The 23,819-nt window shown below is 46.6% G+C and carries 1 protein-coding gene; it reads right to left on the bottom strand.

Annotated features, from left to right (window positions below; translation table 11 throughout):
• Nucleotides 1–44: 44 nt before the first annotated feature.
• A complete protein-coding gene (locus tag FIU95_RS01340) occupies nt 45–23,810 on the bottom strand; it encodes a filamentous hemagglutinin N-terminal domain-containing protein (RefSeq protein ID WP_172975295.1) in 23,766 nt (7,921 codons plus the stop codon).
• Nucleotides 23,811–23,819 lie beyond the last annotated feature (9 nt).

Here is a 23,819-nt window from a genome sequence, read left to right as displayed (position 1 = left end):
GCCCAGATGGGCCGGTTCAGCAGTTTGGATCATTTTGGAGGTTATCAGCCTCCTGCGTTATTGGAAGCCAAGGTCTCCTGCTCACGAAAGTCGGCAGTAACATCCTGACTTTCCTCTAGCCTCGCATCGAATTCCGAATCTTCCTCCTCGTCAGTTCCGGAAAGAGCTGCCGCAGGCTGTAATTCACCAGACCTGAGGCGCATTTCCGGGGAGTTCAAAGCATCCACCCCACTGCTGTAGGGCTTCACGGCGCTGAAAATAGCTGGGTCGACCTGGGTGAAATCCTCGACACCATTTTGGATCGCAGAGCGCAGTCCCTGAGAAGCCTGGGCACCAGCAATAGACTGTAGTTCATCACCTTTACTGGTGAAGTTTGGTACCTGCCCAATAAATTCCGGCTCGTAATAAGAAACAGAAACGATTTCCACATTAGTAAGCGCATCCATACGCAGCGGTACCAGCTCGCTACCGATAACAGTCCAGAGCTGAGTATCGGTACCCAGAGTGATATTACCTGCTGTGATATGAGTGTCACCGTAAGACTCTGCGGTGAGAGCGCCAAAGCCCGCACTGGCCAGCTGGACATTACCTCGACCCGCATTGATTTCATCAATCAATAAATCATCCTTCGCCAGAACGGTAATATTCACATCCGGCCCGGAAGTGGAGATAGCAAGGACATCGACATCAGATTCGATATTCACATCACCGCTAACCACCAAATCTGCACGCTTGGCCTTGAGGCTACCGCCAATAGTACCTGTAGCACTGCTGAGCACGTTAATATCGCCGTTGCCATCGTAACCGAGACGCATGCCACTGCCCGCAAATCGCAAACCTACGCCGCTTTTGTTGAAGCTGCCGGAATTAACACCGCCATTTTCAAAATCAAAAGCAAAGTCTGTTTCCAAAGTGAGATTACTGGAAGTGTTATCAAGGAACTCAAAGTCAGAGAAGCTAAAGTTGCCTACTTTGTTACCCGAGGATTTCACCTGCCAGGTATCACCAGCAAGGTTGTACTGGAAGGAATCACTTCCGCTGCCACCAGAGAGTGCTACTGTGTCAGAGCTATTCTCATTCACTTCCACGTAGTCATCCCCCTCGCCCAGGGAAATACTATCGATAGTGGTTGCAGAGAGTATGACCGTGTCATTACCAGCACCGGTATCTATTGAAGCAAGCTCACCGCCATTTAAATTAAAAGTATCCTGGCCACTACCCGCATTTATCGCTTCAATACCGCTAAACACAAGCTTTCTGTTATCACCGCTTACGGTACTCTGTACATCGTTGATATCCCAAACCGCATCGATACTGGCCCCCTGGATAGTATCGTTTCCACTACCCGCACTCAGGCTCTCCAGATCCGCAAAAGTGACTCCGGCAACTGTCATGCTGTTGAGGCTATCGAAGACATAGTTACTGCCGATGTCCTGGCCAATATATGTACCTACACCCTGGACCATCTCAAGGTTATCAAACAGAACTGTAAGGCCATTTACCCTGGCCTGGGCTCCCCCGTTTTCTAGGGAGCTGCCACTACTGGAAGATGTCCAACTAGCGCCACTACCGGCTGCATTAACTGTGTCCTCACCCTCACCAGTATCCACGCTTTCAAGCCCGCTAAAGAGAATACCCGCAGCGGTAATATCACCATTGGAAGCCAGAACAAATGTATCCTTGCCAGAGGTACCTACTAAGTGATCAGTCCCTCCCGCACTGCTGACTTTAGTGATGCCTGTAAATGCTATTCCCGCAGTGGCTATTCCAGACTCAGTTAGCGCTATGGCATCATCCCCATCAGTACCGTATAACTGAGCATTATTAGTCGCTACGCTATCAATACCGCTAAATTGAACACCATTCACCTCAAGGGCATTCCCAGTACCAGCTAACTGCCAACTTCCCGCATCGCTCTGAATCGTATCGCTATCATCGTTACCACTTCCCGCAGAAACGCTGGCAACAGACGAGAACTCAATACCCCGCGTTTTGAGCGATTTCCCAGTTTCGGCCAGCTCGAAAGTGTCTGCCTGATTATTTGTTGATGCGTCCAGCGTCACATTATCCGCATCAACCTGCTCAACGCCCTCAAAGCTCACACCTGCAACAGCAAGAGCACCGCTGCCTAATCCCAATACCCAGGTTTCTCCAGCTATATCACTTGTAGCCACAATAGTGTCTGAGCCGTCGCCTGCGTCCACAGAATCAAGCTCCACAAATATCATGTTATCGACTTGCACTATGGCATCCGCTCCGGACTTACTTAAGGTGAAAGTGTCCGTAAATCCTCCACCTGTCAGCCTGCTGCTGCCGCCGCTGATGAACTCGGCGTTCTGGATGGTGATCGCGCCGTGGACCACTTCATCCGCAGTGCCGGTCAGGGCCCAGCCCTGGCCCGCCTGGCCAATCACGGTGTCGTCACCACCGGCGGCGGCGACCGTGCTGAGGCCGGCGAACTGCATGTTGTCCACCTTCACCAACTGGCCTTGGCTGCCGCCGTCGAGGAAGGTGTAGGTGTCAGCGAAGTCTCCACCTGTCAGCGTGCTGCTGCCGCCGCTGATGAACTCGGCGTTCTGGATGGTGATCGCGCCGTGGACCACTTCATCCGCAGTGCCGGTCAGGGCCCAGCCTTTGCCCGCCTGGCCAATCACGGTGTCGTCACCACCGGCGGCGGCGACCGTGCTGAGGCCGGCGAACTGCATGTTGTCCACCTTCACCAACTGGCCTTGGTTGCCGCCGTCGAGGAAGGTGTAGGTGTCAGCGAAGTCTCCACCTGTCAGCGTGCTGCTGCCGCCGCTGATGAACTCGGCGTTCTGGATGGTGATCGCGCCGTGGACCACTTCATCCGCAGTGCCGGTCAGGGCCCAGCCCTGTCCCGCCTGGCCGATCACGGTGTCGTCACCACCGGCGGCGGCGACCGTGCTGAGGCCGGCGAACTGCATGTTGTCCACCTTCACCAACTGGCCTTGGTTGCCGCCGTCGAGGAAGGTGTAGGTGTCAGCGAAGTCTCCACCCGTCAGCGTGCTGGTGCCGCCGCTGATGAACTCGGCGTTCTGGATGGTGATCGTGCCGTGCTTTACTTCATCTGCATTGCCGGTCAGGGCCCAGCCTTTGCCCGTCTGGCCAATCACGATGTCATCACCACCGGCGGCGGCGACCGTGCTGAGGCCGGCGAACTGCATATCGTCCACCTTCACCAACTGACCTTGGTTGCCGCCGTCGAGGAAGGTGTAGGTGTCAGCGAAGTCTCCACCTGTCAGCGTGCTGGTGCCGCCGCTGATGAACTCGGCGTTCTGGATGGTGATCGTGCCGTGCTTTACTTCATCTGCATTGCCGGTCAGGGCCCAGCCTTTGCCCGTCTGGCCAATCACGATGTCATCACCACCGGCGGCGGCGACCGTGCTGAGGCCGGCGAACTGCATATCGTCCACCTTCACCAACTGACCTTGGTTGCCGCCGTCGAGGAAGGTGTAGGTGTCAGCGAAGTCTCCACCCGTCAGCGTGCTGGTGCCGCCGCTGATGAACTCGGCGTTCTGGATGGTGATCGTGCCGTGCTTTACTTCATCTGCATTGCCGGTCAGGGCCCAGCCTTTGCCCGTCTGGCCAATCACGATGTCATCACCACCGGCGGCGGCGACCGTGCTGAGGCCGGCGAACTGCATATCGTCCACCTTCACCAACTGACCTTGGTTGCCGCCGTCGAGGAAGGTGTAGGTGTCAGCGAAGTCTCCACCTGTCAGCGTGCTGGTGCCGCCGCTGATGAACTCGGCGTTCTGGATGGTGATCGTGCCGTGCTTTACTTCATCTGCATTGCCGGTCAGGGCCCAGCCTTTGCCCGTCTGGCCAATCACGATGTCATCACCACCGGCGGCGGCGACCGTGCTGAGGCCGGCGAACTGCATATCGTCCACCTTCACCAACTGACCTTGGTTGCCGCCGTCGAGGAAGGTGTAGGTGTCAGCGAAGTCTCCACCTGTCAGCGTGCTGGTGCCGCCGCTGATGAACTCGGCGTTCTGGATGGTGATCGTGCCGTGCTTTACTTCATCCGCATTGCCGGTCAGGGCCCAGCCTTTGCCTGCCTGGCCAATCACGATGTCATCACCACCGGCGGCGGCGACCGTGCGGAGGCCGGCGAACTGCATATCGTCCACTTTCACCAACTGACCTTGGTTGCCGCCGTCGAGGAAGGTGTAGGTGTCAGCGAAGTCTCCACCTGTCAGCGTGCTGGTGCCGCCGCTGATGAACTCGGCGTTCTGGATGGTGATCGTGCCGTGCTCTACTTCATCCGCATTGCCGGTCAGGGCCCAGCCTTTGCCCGTCTGGCCAATCACGATGTCATCACCACCGGCGGCGGCGACCGTGCTAAGGCCGGCGAACTGCATATCGTCCACCTTCACCAACTGACCTTGGTTGCCGCCGTCGAGGAAGATGTAGGTGTCAGCGAAGTCTCCACCTGTCAGCGTGCTGGCGCCTCCACTAATTAAATTCGCATTTTTTATAATAATCCCTGCATGGCTTACTTCATTATCATTAGTTGTCAACGCCCAGCCTAAATTTGAGTACCCTTCTAACCCTGCGTTACTTGCAATTAAGTAAGAAACATCAAAAAATGTTATGCCATTATTCGTCGCAGTATTAGCGTTATTAATTATCCAATTATGGCCAGCTAAACCAGTTACAGTTCTTGCATATCCATTTGTTTTAACACTTGTTACACCGCTGAAATTAAATTCATATCCAGGATTTTGCGAATCAGCATCAGATGAAACCAATCCATCTCCTAAAACATAAAAATCTCCTTCTTGGGACGCCCCAATAAAAATACTACTGGAAATAATGTCACTGAGATTAACGAATTGGATACCGTTAATTTTCCCATTCTCTAGATTTGCCTCACCCACGGATAAAGTGTCTTGTCCTCCTAGTGCATCGACAAGCGTCACCCCAGCAAAATCGATCGCTGAGGCAACAACAAGGTTGTCAGTACCGTTTTCAATAATGCTGAAAGCATCAACATTATCGGTGCCATAGAGAGTTGTTGTGTAGGCTTCTTGAATGTCTTGGAAAAGTAATCCCTGAGAATAAAGCCGTAATTCTCCAGCATTAGATGTCAACTCCAGGCCATAGGAGTAGTTTTCGGCATTTACGTAATCATTGCCACCCAAGGCATTGACAGTCTCAAAACCACTAAACGTTAAGCCATTAACCAATAGCTCAGCATTACTATTAAAAGTAAATATTTCTGAATCATTGGTACCGAGCAGAATATCTGTTCCAGCATAAGTTCCAGCTTCCACCCGGGTAAGCCCATTGAAGATCATCTCATCAACTTGAATCGCCGTTGTGGTATCAGCATTTTTTACAATTTGGTAGCTATCATTGCTATTGGACGCACCCTGTAGTACTCCCTTGCCACCACGGAATATATCAGCATCGTTGATGATGACATCAGCATGCTCTACCTGATTATCACTTGCTGTGAGCGCCCAGTTACTATTATTAACACTACTGTTAATCGTGTCTGTAAAAGAGTTGGAATCCCCAGCGCTTAAAATACCAATACCGGTAAAGGCCATGCCTTTAGTATTGATTTTGGTCTTTTCCTGTCCATTGTCTGTGTAAGCAGAAAGCGTAAAGGTTTCATCTTGGTCATTTCTGCCAACCAACTCACCAACATCTGCCTGGATAGCTTCTACATCACTGAAAGCAATGTTGTAGCCTGTGATTTCTTCATTTCCTGCCCCCAAAGTCCACTGGCTACCGGTTTGCCCAGTACCGTCAATAATACTGTCGGTACCCCCACCGGTATTGAGACTTGAGATTTTGGTAAAGGCTATTTCATTGGCTTTAAAGGCCCTATCTCCGGTAATCTCGATCGTATCGGCTAAGTCTGAACCGACAAGGTTTTCACCACCAGTACCCGCTACCTCAATCTCTTTAAATACGATGTTGCTGGTAATGAGTTCTTTTGCAAGTCCGGTGAGTGCAACCGTTTCTCCAATCTTTGCATTTACAGTGTCGGCAATATTAGTATCGTTGCCGGCTAATACAGAGCTCACATTCGAGAACTGGATACCTTTGCTGCTCAGCTTTTTATCACTCTCTACGGTGAAGGTATCTGCACCCGTGGTGCCGGTTAGGGTTCCTGTATTAGTAACCGCATCAATACCACTGAAGTTAATATCATAACTGCTGCCATTAGGGTCGATGGTTACACCAAAGGCATTATTACCTTGAAGAGTAACTGCACCGGTTGCATCTACCGTATCCATATAATTAGTATTCGCATTTACTGTGCGAATACCTTTAAAGATCATGGAGTCAACGGTGATATCGCCTGTCAGGGAAAGCTCATAGCTGTCTCCTTTATCAGCAGCACCAGCCAGGGTGTTATTACCACCCGTCAGACTATGCATTCCTGCAAAGGTAATGCCTGAGTGCTCAACTTCATTATCAGCGGATACTAACTGCCATTGTTGGTCACTGACTTCAGAGGTGGCTGCGCCGTTAGGGCCATCATCCTCAATACGATCAACACCGGAGAAGGTGATTAATTTGGCGAAAACTTTGTTGGCATCTTTTACTGTATAAGCGATATCCGTACCCAGCAGCTTACTCGCTACCGCTTTATTAATACCGGAGATCGTAATATCGATAATATTGTCATCAGTAAAATCTGCTTTTACCTTGTTGTCATCTAGCAAAAGAAGATTGCCACTAATAGTACTGGCATTTAATGACGCAGCACCGTTACCCTCAATTGTGGTAAATCCAGTAAAGCTAATACTATCAGCATCAATACGTCCATCATTGGTCAGGGCAAATTCATTGTCATCGTTCTTACTTTCCAATGTGCCCTGATTATCTGAAGCGGTGACCTTTTCTATATTGGTGAAGGTAATTCCGCTGCTTGTGGCTTCTTTATTTGTATTAGAGAGGCTCCAGGTACTGTCTGCTACAAGTGTGCTAACAGCATCGGTGCCTTCGCCAGCCAACACAGCAGTAATATCTGTGAACTGAATGCCTTTGCTGCGCAGCTTCTTATCGCCCTCAACAGTGAAGGCATCTTCGCCAGCAGTACCGGTCAGAATTCCTGTATTAGTAACCGCATCAATACCACTGAAGTTGATATCATAGCTGCTGCCATTAGGGTCGATGGTTACGCCAAAGGCATTATTACCTTGAAGAGTAACTGCACCAGTTGCACCGACTGTATCCGTATAACTACTACTAGCAGTATTCGCATTTACTGTGTGAATACCTTTAAAGATCATGGAGTCAACGGTGATATCGCCTGTCAGAGAAAGCTGATAACTGTCTCCTTTATCAGCAGCACCAGCGAGGGTGTTATTACCACCTGTCAGGCTATGCATTCCTGCAAAGGTAATGCCTGAGTGCTCAACTTCATTATCAGCGGATACTAACTGCCATTGTTGGTCACTGACTTCAGAGGTGGCTGCGCCGTTAGAGCCATCATCCTCAATACGATCAACACCGGAGAAGGTGATTGCTTTGGCGAAAACTTTGTTGGCATCTTTTACTGTATAAGCGATATCCGTACCCAGCAGCTTACTCGCTACCGCTTCATTAATACCGGAGATCGTAATATCGATAATATTGTCATCAGTAAAATCTGCTTTTACCTTTTTGCTATCTTGCAAAAGAAGATTACCACTAATGGCACTGGCATCTAATGAGGCAGTACCGTTACCCTCAATTGTGGTAAATCCAGTAAAGCGAATACTATCAGCATCAATACGTCCATCATTGGTCAGGGCAAATTCATTGTCGTCGTTCTTACTTTCCAGTGTGCCCTGATTATCTGAAGCGGTGACTTTTTCTATATTGGTGAAGGTGATTCCGCTGCTTGTGGCCTTTTTACCCGTATTCGAGAGACTCCATGAGCTATTAGCTACACTGGTGCTAACTGTATCAGTCCCCTCACCGGTATTGAGACTTGAGATACCGGTAAAGGCTATTTCATTGGCTTTAAAGGCCCTGTCTCCGGTAATCTCGATCGTATCGGCTAAGTCTGACCCGACAAGGTTTTCACCACCCCTACCCGCTACCTCAATCTCTTTAAATACGATGTTGCTGGTAATGAGTTCTTTTGCAAGTCCGGTGAGTGCAACCGTTTCTCCAATCTTTGCATTTACAGTGTCGGCAATATTAGTATCGTTGCCGGCTAATACAGAGCTCACATTCGAGAACTGGATACCTTTGCTGCTCAGCTTTTTATCACCCTCTACGGTGAAGGTATCTGCACCCGTGGTGCCGGTTAGGGTTCCTGTATTAGTAACCGCATCAATACCACTGAAGTTAATATCATAACTGCTGCCATTAGGGTCGATGGTTACACCAAAGGCATTATTACCTTGAAGAGTAACTGCACCGGTTGCATCTACCGTATCCATATAATTAGTATTCGCATTTACTGTGCGAATACCTTTAAAGATCATGGAGTCAACGGTGATATCGCCTGTCAGGGAAAGCTCATAGCTGTCTCCTTTATCAGCAGCACCAGCCAGGGTGTTATTACCACCCGTCAGACTATGCATTCCTGCAAAGGTAATGCCTGAGTGCTCAACTTCATTATCAGCGGATACTAACTGCCATTGTTGGTCACTGACTTCAGAGGTGGCTGCGCCGTTAGGGCCATCATCCTCAATACGATCAACACCGGAGAAGGTGATTGCTTTGGCGAAAACTTTGTTGGCATCTTTTACTGTATAAGCGATATCCGTACCCAGCAGCTTACTCGCTACCGCTTCATTAATACCGGAGATCGTAATATCGATAATGTTACCATCGGTAAAATCTGCTTTTACCTTGTTGTCATCTAGTAAAAGAAGATTACCAATAATGGCACTGGCATCTAATGAGGCAGTACCGTTACCCTCAATTGTGGTAAATCCAGTAAAGCGAATACGATCAGCATCAATACGTCCATCACTGGTCAGGGCAAATTCATTGTCGTCGTTCTTACTTTCCAGTGTGCCCTGATTATCTGAAGCGGTGACTTTTTCTATATTGGTGAAGGTGATTCCGCTGCTTGTGGCCTTTTTATCCGTATTCGAGAGACTCCATGAGCTATTAGCTACACTGGTGCTAACTGTATCAGTCCCCTCACCGGTATTGAGACTTGAGATACCGGTAAAGGCTATTTCATTGGCTTTAAAGGCCCTGTCTCCGGTAATCTCGATCGTATCGGCTAAGTCTGACCCGACAAGGTTTTCACCACCCCTACCCGCTACCTCAATCTCTTTAAATACGATGTTGCTGGTAATGAGTTCTTTTGCAAGTCCGGTGAGTGCAACCGTTTCTCCAATCTTTGCATTTACAGTGTCGGCAATATTAGTATCGTTGCCGGCTAATACAGAGCTCACATTCGAGAACTGGATACCTTTGCTGCTCAGCTTTTTATCACCCTCTACGGTGAAGGTATCTGCACCCGTGGTGCCGGTTAGGGTTCCTGTATTAGTAACCGCATCAATACCACTGAAGTTAATATCATAACTGCTGCCATTAGGGTCGATGGTTACACCAAAGGCATTATTACCTTGAAGAGTAACTGCACCGGTTGCATCTACCGTATCCATATAATTAGTATTCGCATTTACTGTGCGAATACCTTTAAAGATCATGGAGTCAACGGTGATATCGCCTGTCAGGGAAAGCTCATAGCTGTCTCCTTTATCAGCAGCACCAGCCAGGGTGTTATTACCACCCGTCAGACTATGCATTCCTGCAAAGGTAATGCCTGAGTGCTCAACTTCATTATCAGCGGATACTAACTGCCATTGTTGGTCACTGACTTCAGAGGTGGCTGCGCCGTTAGGGCCATCATCCTCAATACGATCAACACCGGAGAAGGTGATTGCTTTGGCGAAAACTTTGTTGGCATCTTTTACTGTATAAGCGATATCCGTACCCAGCAGCTTACTCGCTACCGCTTCATTAATACCGGAGATCGTAATATCGATAATGTTACCATCGGTAAAATCTGCTTTTACCTTTTTGCTATCTTGCAAAAGAAGATTACCACTAATGGCACTGGCATCTAATGAGGCAGTACCGTTACCCTCAATTGTGGTAAATCCAGTAAAGCGAATACGATCAGCATCAATACGTCCATCATTGGTCAGGGCAAATTCATTGTCGTCGTTCTTACTTTCCAGTGTGCCCTGATTATCTGAAGCGGTGACTTTTTCTATATTGGTGAAGGTGATTCCGCTGCTTGTGGCTTTTCTATCTGTGTTAGAGAGACTCCATGTACTGTCTGCTACAAGTGTGCTAACAGTATCGGTGCCTTCGCCGGTATCAATCGTTTTATTGAAGCCAGTAAATTCAATATTATTCGCTGTGATTTTGTCGGCGGTACTGGCAATGATAAAGCTGTCTTCTACAGCAGATCCGACAATCTTGCCGTTCGAGTTGTTAATAAAGTCGACCTGTTCAATATCTTTGAACAGGATATTGGCATTACGCAGCTCTTCTTGATTTCCGGTAAGATCTACATCAGTTTCTGTATTCAGTAGATCAGAAATTCCATCATTACTTGTGCCTCCAGCATTAACTTCTTCAATGCCGGTGAAGCTGATACCGTAAGTATGTAATTCACCACTAAGGAAACCAAACGTATCGGCCCCGTCGGTACCGAGCAGAATATCGGTTGTATTAACACCAGCATGTGCTCCGGCTTCCACTCGGGTAAGCCCATTGAAGATCATCTCATCAACTTGAATCGCCGTTGTGGTATCAGCATTTTTTACAATTTGGTAGCTATCATTGCTATTGGAAGCACCCTGCAGTATTCCTTTGCCGCCACTCAATATATCGGCATCATTAATGGTGACACCGGCATGCTCTACCTGATTATCAATTGCTGTGAGCGCCCAATTACTATTGTTAACACTGCTTTCAATCTTGTCTGTAAAAGAGTTTGAGTCCCCAGCGCTTAAAATGCCAATGCCGGTAAAGGCCATGCCTTTAGTATCGATCTTGGTCTTTTGCTGTCCATTGTCTGTGTAAGCAGAAAGCGTAAAGGTTTCATCTTGGTCATTTCTGCCAACCAGCTCACCAATATCTGCCTGGATAGTTTCTACATCACTGAAAGCAATGTTGTAACCTGTGATTTCTTTATTCCCGGCCCCCAAGATCCACCGGCTGCCGGTTTGCCCAGTACTGTCAATAATACTGTCTGTACCCGCACCCGTGTTTAGGCTTGCAATACCGGTAAAGGCTATTTCATTGGCTTTAAAGGCCCTGTCTCCGGTAATCTCGATCGTATCGGCTAAGTCTGACCCGACAAGGTTTTCACCACCCCTACCCGCTACCTCAATCTCTTTAAATACGATGTTGCTGGTAATGAGTTCTTTTGCAAGTCCGGTGAGTGCAACCGTTTCTCCAATCTTTGCATTTACAGTGTCGGCAATATTAGTATCGTTGCCGGCTAATACAGAGCTCACATTCGAGAACTGGATACCTTTGCTGCTCAGCTTTTTATCACCCTCTACGGTGAAGGTATCTGCACCCGTGGTGCCGGTTAGGGTTCCTGTATTAGTAACCGCATCAATACCACTGAAGTTAATATCATAACTGCTGCCATTAGGGTCGATGGTTACACCAAAGGCATTATTACCTTGAAGAGTAACTGCACCGGTTGCATCTACCGTATCCATATAATTAGTATTCGCATTTACTGTGCGAATACCTTTAAAGATCATGGAGTCAACGGTGATATCGCCTGTCAGGGAAAGCTCATAGCTGTCTCCTTTATCAGCAGCACCAGCCAGGGTGTTATTACCACCCGTCAGACTATGCATTCCTGCAAAGGTAATGCCTGAGTGCTCAACTTCATTATCAGCGGATACTAACTGCCATTGTTGGTCACTGACTTCAGAGGTGGCTGCGCCGTTAGGGCCATCATCCTCAATACGATCAACACCGGAGAAGGTGATTGCTTTGGCGAAAACTTTGTTGGCATCTTTTACTGTATAAGCGATATCCGTACCCAGCAGCTTACTCGCTACCGCTTCATTAATACCGGAGATCGTAATATCGATAATGTTACCATCGGTAAAATCTGCTTTTACCTTTTTGCTATCTTGCAAAAGAAGATTACCACTAATGGCACTGGCATCTAATGAGGCAGTACCGTTACCCTCAATTGTGGTAAATCCAGTAAAGCGAATACGATCAGCATCAATACGTCCATCATTGGTCAGGGCAAATTCATTGTCGTCGTTCTTACTTTCCAGTGTGCCCTGATTATCTGAAGCGGTGACTTTTTCTATATTGGTGAAGGTGATTCCGCTGCTTGTGGCTTTTCTATCTGTGTTAGAGAGACTCCATGTACTGTCTGCTACAAGTGTGCTAACAGTATCGGTGCCTTCGCCGGTATCAATCGTTTTATTGAAGCCAGTAAATTCAATATTATTCGCTGTGATTTTGTCGGCGGTACTGGCAATGATAAAGCTGTCTTCTACAGCAGATCCGACAATCTTGCCGTTCGAGTTGTTAATAAAGTCGACCTGTTCAATATCTTTGAACAGGATATTGGCATTACGCAGCTCTTCTTGATTTCCGGTAAGATCTACATCAGTTTCTGTATTCAGTAGATCAGAAATTCCATCATTACTTGTGCCTCCAGCATTAACTTCTTCAATGCCGGTGAAGCTGATACCGTAAGTATGTAATTCACCACTAAGGAAACCAAACGTATCGGCCCCGTCGGTACCGAGCAGAATATCGGTTGTATTAACACCAGCATGTGCTCCGGCTTCCACTCGGGTAAGCCCATTGAAGATCATCTCATCAACTTGAATCGCCGTTGTGGTATCAGCATTTTTTACAATTTGGTAGCTATCATTGCTATTGGAAGCACCCTGCAGTATTCCTTTGCCGCCACTCAATATATCGGCATCATTAATGGTGACACCGGCATGCTCTACCTGATTATCAATTGCTGTGAGCGCCCAATTACTATTGTTAACACTGCTTTCAATCTTGTCTGTAAAAGAGTTTGAGTCCCCAGCGCTTAAAATGCCAATGCCGGTAAAGGCCATGCCTTTAGTATCGATCTTGGTCTTTTGCTGTCCATTGTCTGTGTAAGCAGAAAGCGTAAAGGTTTCATCTTGGTCATTTCTGCCAACCAGCTCACCAATATCTGCCTGGATAGTTTCTACATCACTGAAAGCAATGTTGTAACCTGTGATTTCTTTATTCCCGGCCCCCAAGATCCACCGGCTGCCGGTTTGCCCAGTACTGTCAATAATACTGTCTGTACCCGCACCCGTGTTTAGGCTTGCAATACCGGTAAAGGCTATTTCATTGGCTTTAAAGGCCCTGTCTCCGGTAATCTCGATCGTATCGGCTAAGTCTGACCCGACAAGGTTTTCACCACCCCTACCCGCTACCTCAATCTCTTTAAATACGATGTTGCTGGTAATGAGTTCTTTTGCAAGTCCGGTGAGTGCAACCGTTTCTCCAATCTTTGCATTTACAGTGTCGGCAATATTAGTATCGTTGCCGGCTAATACAGAGCTCACATTCGAGAACTGGATACCTTTGCTGCTCAGCTTTTTATCACCCTCTACGGTGAAGGTATCTGCACCCGTGGTGCCGGTTAGGGTTCCTGTATTAGTAACCGCATCAATACCACTGAAGTTAATATCATAACTGCTGCCATTAGGGTCGATGGTTACACCAAAGGCATTATTACCTTGAAGAGTAACTGCACCGGTTGCATCTACCGTATCCATATAATTAGTATTCGCATTTACTGTGCGAATACCTTTAAAGATCATGGAGTCAACGGTGATATCGCCTGTCAGGGAAAGCTCATAGCTGTCTCCTTTATCAGCAGCACCAGCCAGGGTGTTATTACCACCCGTCAGACTATGCATTCCTGCAAAGGTAATGCCTGAGTGCTCAACTTCATTATCAGCGGATACTAACTGCCATTGTTGGTCACTGACTTCAGAGGTGGCTGCGCCGTTAGGGCCATCATCCTCAATACGATCAACACCGGAGAAGGTGATTGCTTTGGCGAAAACTTTGTTGGCATCTTTTACTGTATAAGCGATATCCGTACCCAGCAGCTTACTCGCTACCGCTTCATTAATACCGGAGATCGTAATATCGATAATGTTACCATCGGTAAAATCTGCTTTTACCTTTTTGCTATCTTGCAAAAGAAGATTACCACTAATGGCACTGGCATCTAATGAGGCAGTACCGTTACCCTCAATTGTGGTAAATCCAGTAAAGCGAATACGATCAGCATCAATACGTCCATCATTGGTCAGGGCAAATTCATTGTCGTCGTTCTTACTTTCCAGTGTGCCCTGATTATCTGAAGCGGTGACTTTTTCTATATTGGTGAAGGTGATTCCGCTGCTTGTGGCTTTTCTATCTGTGTTAGAGAGACTCCATGTACTGTCTGCTACAAGTGTGCTAACAGTATCGGTGCCTTCGCCGGTATCAATCGTTTTATTGAAGCCAGTAAATTCAATATTATTCGCTGTGATTTTGTCGGCGGTACTGGCAATGATAAAGCTGTCTTCTACAGCAGATCCGACAATCTTGCCGTTCGAGTTGTTAATAAAGTCGACCTGTTCAATATCTTTGAACAGGATATTGGCATTACGCAGCTCTTCTTGATTTCCGGTAAGATCTACATCAGTTTCTGTATTCAGTAGATCAGAAATTCCATCATTACTTGTGCCTCCAGCATTAACTTCTTCAATGCCGGTGAAGCTGATACCGTAAGTATGTAATTCACCACTAAGGAAACCAAACGTATCGGCCCCGTCGGTACCGAGCAGAATATCGGTTGTATTAACACCAGCATGTGCTCCGGCTTCCACTCGGGTAAGCCCATTGAAGATCATCTCATCAACTTGAATCGCCGTTGTGGTATCAGCATTTTTTACAATTTGGTAGCTATCATTGCTATTGGAAGCACCCTGCAGTATTCCTTTGCCGCCACTCAATATATCGGCATCATTAATGGTGACACCGGCATGCTCTACCTGATTATCAATTGCTGTGAGCGCCCAATTACTATTGTTAACACTGCTTTCAATCTTGTCTGTAAAAGAGTTTGAGTCCCCAGCGCTTAAAATGCCAATGCCGGTAAAGGCCATGCCTTTAGTATCGATCTTGGTCTTTTGCTGTCCATTGTCTGTGTAAGCAGAAAGCGTAAAGGTTTCATCTTGGTCATTTCTGCCAACCAGCTCACCAATATCTGCCTGGATAGTTTCTACATCACTGAAAGCAATGTTGTAACCTGTGATTTCTTTATTCCCGGCCCCCAAGATCCACCGGCTGCCGGTTTGCCCAGTACTGTCAATAATACTGTCTGTACCCGCACCCGTGTTTAGGCTTGCAATACCGGTAAAGGCTATTTCATTGGCTTTAAAGGCCCTGTCTCCGGTAATCTCGATCGTATCGGCTAAGTCTGACCCGACAAGGTTTTCACCACCCCTACCCGCTACCTCAATCTCTTTAAATACGATGTTGCTGGTAATGAGTTCTTTTGCAAGTCCGGTGAGTGCAACCGTTTCTCCAATCTTTGCATTTACAGTGTCGGCAATATTAGTATCGTTGCCGGCTAATACAGAGCTCACATTCGAGAACTGGATACCTTTGCTGCTCAGCTTTTTATCACCCTCTACGGTGAAGGTATCTGCACCCGTGGTGCCGGTTAGGGTTCCTGTATTAGTAACCGCATCAATACCACTGAAGTTAATATCATAACTGCTGCCATTAGGGTCGATGGTTACACCAAAGGCATTATTACCTTGAAGAGTAACTGCACCGGTTGCATCTACCGTATCCATATAATTAGTATTCGCATTTACTGTGCGAATACCTTTAAAGATCATGGAGTCAACGGTGATATCGCCTGTCAGGGAAAGCTCATAGCTGTCTCCTTTATCAGCAGCACCAGCCAGGGTGTTATTACCACCCGTCAGACTATGCATTCCTGCAAAGGTAATGCCTGAGTGCTCAACTTCATTATCAGCGGATACTAACTGCCATTGTTGGTCACTGACTTCAGAGGTGGCTGCGCCGTTAGGGCCATCATCCTCAATACGATCAACACCGGAGAAGGTGATTGCTTTGGCGAAAACTTTGTTGGCATCTTTTACTGTATAAGCGATATCCGTACCCAGCAGCTTACTCGCTACCGCTTCATTAATACCGGAGATCGTAATATCGATAATGTTACCATCGGTAAAATCTGCTTTTACCTTTTTGCTATCTTGCAAAAGAAGATTACCACTAATGGCACTGGCATCTAATGAGGCAGTACCGTTACCCTCAATTGTGGTAAATCCAGTAAAGCGAATACGATCAGCATCAATACGTCCATCATTGGTCAGGGCAAATTCATTGTCGTCGTTCTTACTTTCCAGTGTGCCCTGATTATCTGAAGCGGTGACTTTTTCTATATTGGTGAAGGTGATTCCGCTGCTTGTGGCTTTTCTATCTGTGTTAGAGAGACTCCATGTACTGTCTGCTACAAGTGTGCTAACAGTATCGGTGCCTTCGCCGGTATCAATCGTTTTATTGAAGCCAGTAAATTCAATATTATTCGCTGTGATTTTGTCGGCGGTACTGGCAATGATAAAGCTGTCTTCTACAGCAGATCCGACAATCTTGCCGTTCGAGTTGTTAATAAAGTCGACCTGTTCAATATCTTTGAACAGGATATTGGCATTACGCAGCTCTTCTTGATTTCCGGTAAGATCTACATCAGTTTCTGTATTCAGTAGATCAGAAATTCCATCATTACTTGTGCCTCCAGCATTAACTTCTTCAATGCCGGTGAAGCTGATACCGTAAGTATGTAATTCACCACTAAGGAAACCAAACGTATCGGCCCCGTCGGTACCGAGCAGAATATCGGTTGTATTAACACCAGCATGTGCTCCGGCTTCCACTCGGGTAAGCCCATTGAAGATCATCTCATCAACTTGAATCGCCGTTGTGGTATCAGCATTTTTTACAATTTGGTAGCTATCATTGCTATTGGAAGCACCCTGCAGTATTCCTTTGCCGCCACTCAATATATCGGCATCATTAATGGTGACACCGGCATGCTCTACCTGATTATCAATTGCTGTGAGCGCCCAATTACTATTGTTAACACTGCTTTCAATCTTGTCTGTAAAAGAGTTTGAGTCCCCAGCGCTTAAAATGCCAATGCCGGTAAAGGCCATGCCTTTAGTATCGATCTTGGTCTTTTGCTGTCCATTGTCTGTGTAAGCAGAAAGCGTAAAGGTTTCATCTTGGTCATTTCTGCCAACCAGCTCACCAATATCTGCCTGGATAGTTTCTACATCACTGAAAGCAATGTTGTAACCTGTGATTTCTTTATTCCCGGCCCCCAAGATCCACCGGCTGCCGGTTTGCCCAGTACTGTCAATAATACTGTCTGTACCCGCACCCGTGTTTAGGCTTGCAATACCGGTAAAGGCTATTTCATTGGCTTTAAAGGCCCTGTCTCCGGTAATCTCGATCGTATCGGCTAAGTCTGACCCGACAAGGTTTTCACCACCCCTACCCGCTACCTCAATCTCTTTAAATACGATGTTGCTGGTAATGAGTTCTTTTGCAAGTCCGGTGAGTGCAACCGTTTCTCCAATCTTTGCATTTACAGTGTCGGCAATATTAGTATCGTTGCCGGCTAATACAGAGCTCACATTCGAGAACTGGATACCTTTGCTGCTCAGCTTTTTATCACCCTCTACGGTGAAGGTATCTGCACCCGTGGTGCCGGTTAGGGTTCCTGTATTAGTAACCGCATCAATACCACTGAAGTTAATATCATAACTGCTGCCATTAGGGTCGATGGTTACACCAAAGGCATTATTACCTTGAAGAGTAACTGCACCGGTTGCATCTACCGTATCCATATAATTAGTATTCGCATTTACTGTGCGAATACCTTTAAAGATCATGGAGTCAACGGTGATATCGCCTGTCAGGGAAAGCTCATAGCTGTCTCCTTTATCAGCAGCACCAGCCAGGGTGTTATTACCACCCGTCAGACTATGCATTCCTGCAAAGGTAATGCCTGAGTGCTCAACTTCATTATCAGCGGATACTAACTGCCATTGTTGGTCACTGACTTCAGAGGTGGCTGCGCCGTTAGGGCCATCATCCTCAATACGATCAACACCGGAGAAGGTGATTGCTTTGGCGAAAACTTTGTTGGCATCTTTTACTGTATAAGCGATATCCGTACCCAGCAGCTTACTCGCTACCGCTTCATTAATACCGGAGATCGTAATATCGATAATGTTACCATCGGTAAAATCTGCTTTTACCTTTTTGCTATCTTGCAAAAGAAGATTACCACTAATGGCACTGGCATCTAATGAGGCAGTACCGTTACCCTCAATTGTGGTAAATCCAGTAAAGCGAATACGATCAGCATCAATACGTCCATCATTGGTCAGGGCAAATTCATTGTCGTCGTTCTTACTTTCCAGTGTGCCCTGATTATCTGAAGCGGTGACTTTTTCTATATTGGTGAAGGTGATTCCGCTGCTTGTGGCTTTTCTATCTGTGTTAGAGAGACTCCATGTACTGTCTGCTACAAGTGTGCTAACAGTATCGGTGCCTTCGCCGGTATCAATCGTTTTATTGAAGCCAGTAAATTCAATATTATTCGCTGTGATTTTGTCGGCGGTACTGGCAATGATAAAGCTGTCTTCTACAGCAGATCCGACAATCTTGCCGTTCGAGTTGTTAATAAAGTCGACCTGTTCAATATCTTTGAACAGGATATTGGCATTACGCAGCTCTTCTTGATTTCCGGTAAGATCTACATCAGTTTCTGTATTCAGTAGATCAGAAATTCCATCATTACTTGTGCCTCCAGCATTAACTTCTTCAATGCCGGTGAAGCTGATACCGTAAGTATGTAATTCACCACTAAGGAAACCAAACGTATCGGCCCCGTCGGTACCGAGCAGAATATCGGTTGTATTAACACCAGCATGTGCTCCGGCTTCCACTCGGGTAAGCCCATTGAAGATCATCTCATCAACTTGAATCGCCGTTGTGGTATCAGCATTTTTTACAATTTGGTAGCTATCATTGCTATTGGAAGCACCCTGCAGTATTCCTTTGCCGCCACTCAATATATCGGCATCATTAATGGTGACACCGGCATGCTCTACCTGATTATCAATTGCTGTGAGCGCCCAATTACTATTGTTAACACTGCTTTCAATCTTGTCTGTAAAAGAGTTTGAGTCCCCAGCGCTTAAAATGCCAATGCCGGTAAAGGCCATGCCTTTAGTATCGATCTTGGTCTTTTGCTGTCCATTGTCTGTGTAAGCAGAAAGCGTAAAGGTTTCATCTTGGTCATTTCTGCCAACCAGCTCACCAATATCTGCCTGGATAGTTTCTACATCACTGAAAGCAATGTTGTAACCTGTGATTTCTTTATTCCCGGCCCCCAAGATCCACCGGCTGCCGGTTTGCCCAGTACTGTCAATAATACTGTCTGTACCCGCACCCGTGTTTAGGCTTGCAATACCGGTAAAGGCTATTTCATTGGCTTTAAAGGCCCTGTCTCCGGTAATCTCGATCGTATCGGCTAAGTCTGACCCGACAAGGTTTTCACCACCCCTACCCGCTACCTCAATCTCTTTAAATACGATGTTGCTGGTAATGAGTTCTTTTGCAAGTCCGGTGAGTGCAACCGTTTCTCCAATCTTTGCATTTACAGTGTCGGCAATATTAGTATCGTTGCCGGCTAATACAGAGCTCACATTCGAGAACTGGATACCTTTGCTGCTCAGCTTTTTATCACCCTCTACGGTGAAGGTATCTGCACCCGTGGTGCCGGTTAGGGTTCCTGTATTAGTAACCGCATCAATACCACTGAAGTTAATATCATAACTGCTGCCATTAGGGTCGATGGTTACACCAAAGGCATTATTACCTTGAAGAGTAACTGCACCGGTTGCATCTACCGTATCCATATAATTAGTATTCGCATTTACTGTGCGAATACCTTTAAAGATCATGGAGTCAACGGTGATATCGCCTGTCAGGGAAAGCTCATAGCTGTCTCCTTTATCAGCAGCACCAGCCAGGGTGTTATTACCACCCGTCAGACTATGCATTCCTGCAAAGGTAATGCCTGAGTGCTCAACTTCATTATCAGCGGATACTAACTGCCATTGTTGGTCACTGACTTCAGAGGTGGCTGCGCCGTTAGGGCCATCATCCTCAATACGATCAACACCGGAGAAGGTGATTGCTTTGGCGAAAACTTTGTTGGCATCTTTTACTGTATAAGCGATATCCGTACCCAGCAGCTTACTCGCTACCGCTTCATTAATACCGGAGATCGTAATATCGATAATGTTACCATCGGTAAAATCTGCTTTTACCTTTTTGCTATCTTGCAAAAGAAGATTACCACTAATGGCACTGGCATCTAATGAGGCAGTACCGTTACCCTCAATTGTGGTAAATCCAGTAAAGCGAATACGATCAGCATCAATACGTCCATCATTGGTCAGGGCAAATTCATTGTCGTCGTTCTTACTTTCCAGTGTGCCCTGATTATCTGAAGCGGTGACTTTTTCTATATTGGTGAAGGTGATTCCGCTGCTTGTGGCTTTTCTATCTGTGTTAGAGAGACTCCATGTACTGTCTGCTACAAGTGTGCTAACAGTATCGGTGCCTTCGCCGGTATCAATCGTTTTATTGAAGCCAGTAAATTCAATATTATTCGCTGTGATTTTGTCGGCGGTACTGGCAATGATAAAGCTGTCTTCTACAGCAGATCCGACAATCTTGCCGTTCGAGTTGTTAATAAAGTCGACCTGTTCAATATCTTTGAACAGGATATTGGCATTACGCAGCTCTTCTTGATTTCCGGTAAGATCTACATCAGTTTCTGTATTCAGTAGATCAGAAATTCCATCATTACTTGTGCCTCCAGCATTAACTTCTTCAATGCCGGTGAAGCTGATACCGTAAGTATGTAATTCACCACTAAGGAAACCAAACGTATCGGCCCCGTCGGTACCGAGCAGAATATCGGTTGTATTAACACCAGCATGTGCTCCGGCTTCCACTCGGGTAAGCCCATTGAAGATCATCTCATCAACTTGAATCGCCGTTGTGGTATCAGCATTTTTTACAATTTGGTAGCTATCATTGCTATTGGACGCACCCTGTAGTACTCCCTTGCCACCACTGATATTTTCGATACCGGTAATGATGATACCACCATGTACTACCTGGTTATTGGTGGCAGTCAGAAGCCAACTATCAGTAGTAAGTTGACTGGACAGAATATCTTTAGGATCGGAATCTGTTCCTGCATCAGTAATATTTTCAATCCCGGTAAAGATTATACCATCGACCTCTACTTCGAGTGTATTTAGACCATCATCGCTTAAATGGATGTCAAAAGTATCGACAGCATCGGCCTGGCCTAAAATAGTGTCCACACTCGCTGCGGCAACCACCTTTTTTATGCCAGAAAAAGTCATATTATCTACCGTAATATCACCACTACTGCCGAGTTTATAGCTATCGCCACTATCGGAACCGCTTTCGTTTACATAACCCTTAAGGGTTGTGGCACCACCACTAAATACTTCAGCATTTAAAAAGTTAATTCCACTATGGTTAACCTGATTATCCAGAGAGGTTAGAGTCCATTCGGCAGAATTAACTGTGCTAGTTACAGTATCTTCACCGCCAGCAGTATCAATTGACTCAATATCAGAAAATATAAAATTTGAGTTATCGGATGCATATTTAGATAAAGTAAAAGCCTTATCACCTGTAACAGTTATTGAATCATTACCATCATCTAAAAAGTAAAACTTATCAATACCAGCCCCACCCGTAACAACAAAATCCTGGCTCTTGTCAGCGTTAGTATATGTAATTGTACCTAGACGATTATCAGAGCCTCCCCCCCCTAGCCCTACCTTCAAATATAAATCAGCGTTAGTACTTTGCCCATTAACTTCAATTGAACCAAAATTTTGAAATGATCCATCAATATCAAAACCGACACGCTTCATTTCTATAGAGCCTTTATTAATAAAGTCTCCGCCAGCCTCTACAAAAAACTTACCTCCGTTCACTCCTTCACTGGAGTAAAGATTCACCCCTTCATCAATATAAACATTATTATCAGATATTAGAGTTAGTTTCTTAGAGCTGCTACCCCAATCAATACTGTCTCCTATCCAAATACCTTCGCTATATGGATCCGCATCTGAACCAGTCGTATTGATGTCCGTTGATGAATTATTACCTATCTGCTGGCTGGCAGAATCTGCTGTGACTCTAATCGTTATGTGATTATTTCCCAGCAAACCCTCTAAGGTTCCAGTTGTCATGCAGTTACTGGAACAGTCATCATCAGCAGCGATATAAAACCAACCGGGATCTAGCAACCATTCCCCATCTTGGCCATCTACTGAGCCTAGAGTGGAAACAAACAAGCTATCTTCACCAAGATTTAAATTAACCTTACCAGAGGTTTCTACAAAACCACCGTCTCCACCTTGCTCACCAGACTCGGCTAAAATAGTTCCTGCAAAATCGGTGGTGTGATCCGCCCAAACAATAACCTCACCGCCATCGCCTTCCCCTATACCACTCGCATTAATATGGGCGTCTTTAGTAACCGTGGTTTTTTCGGCATTGCGAACCTGAGAATTTTTCCCTTGATAATCCCCACCGATTAGGACCTCACCACCCGCGACAGTACCGCGCGCATCAATAGCACCACTGACAAGAACTTCATCGCCGAGAACCATAGCCTCGCCGCCACGCCCAGCGGTGCCGCGGACATCAATTTTACCGCTATGTTCTGCGGTATCCCCTTCGAGTACCACCTGTCCACCAGTGGTACCTGTGGCTTGTAATTCGCCGCTATTGATTACACTGGAGCCGGAACCAAATAAACGGATTTTGCCTCCGCTGGTATCGATTCCCTGGGCTTTAATCGTGCCCTCGTTATTTACTGCAGCAGTAAATAAGTCACCGGATACGCTCGCTTCCAGGAGAACCTGGGCACCATCGATATTACCCTCATTTAAAACGGCGCTATCGACACCAAGGTCGTTTTCCATTACCTCTTTAGTGACTTGTACACCAATCATGCCATCGGCATCGAAGGTAAGTATTGCTTCATCTGCGGCAGCCAGGCTGACCAGCTCTGCACTGATCAGGCCCGATGAAGCGTTAGTAACCTGTTTGCCCACCAATACGGCACTGGCGGCGTTGATTACACCTCTGTTAACTACAAAACCAGCAGAACCGTCTTCCCCTTTAAAGGTGAAGTTGCCATTCATAAAATCCTCCGGACTCATATCGAGTCCGGAAGCGGTAATAGCGCCGACGTTGATGGTGGCACTCTCGGTAAAGAGCACTCCGCGTGGGTTTACCAGAATAACGTGGCCATTGGCCTCAATAGAACCATGAATTGTACTGGCACTCTGATCCAATATTCGGTTGAGTACGACCGAGGAGGTATTTGGCTGAAGGAACTTAACCAATTCTTCAGCGCTTAAATTGAAGGAATCCCAGTCGATAGAAAGCAAATCGGTATTTTGATCGATTGTAGTGGTAGTGCCATTTACATCTATTGTGCCACTACCACCGGTTACCACACCGCCTTCCGGACCCGCGTGAGCCAGGGGACTTAACAGCCCGGCAAACATGCCAGCATACGCTAAGCGGGATACCTTGATTGCAGAAGTCAGTTTTTTCAGTTCAAGAGTATTTTTTTTGGCTTTCATACCGGTACC

It is taken from the genome of Microbulbifer sp. THAF38 (assembly GCF_009363535.1).
GTDB lineage: Bacteria > Pseudomonadota > Gammaproteobacteria > Pseudomonadales > Cellvibrionaceae > Microbulbifer.
The sequence above is the reverse complement of the archived record's forward strand: the minus strand, read 5'-3'. Positions and strand labels throughout refer to the sequence as shown.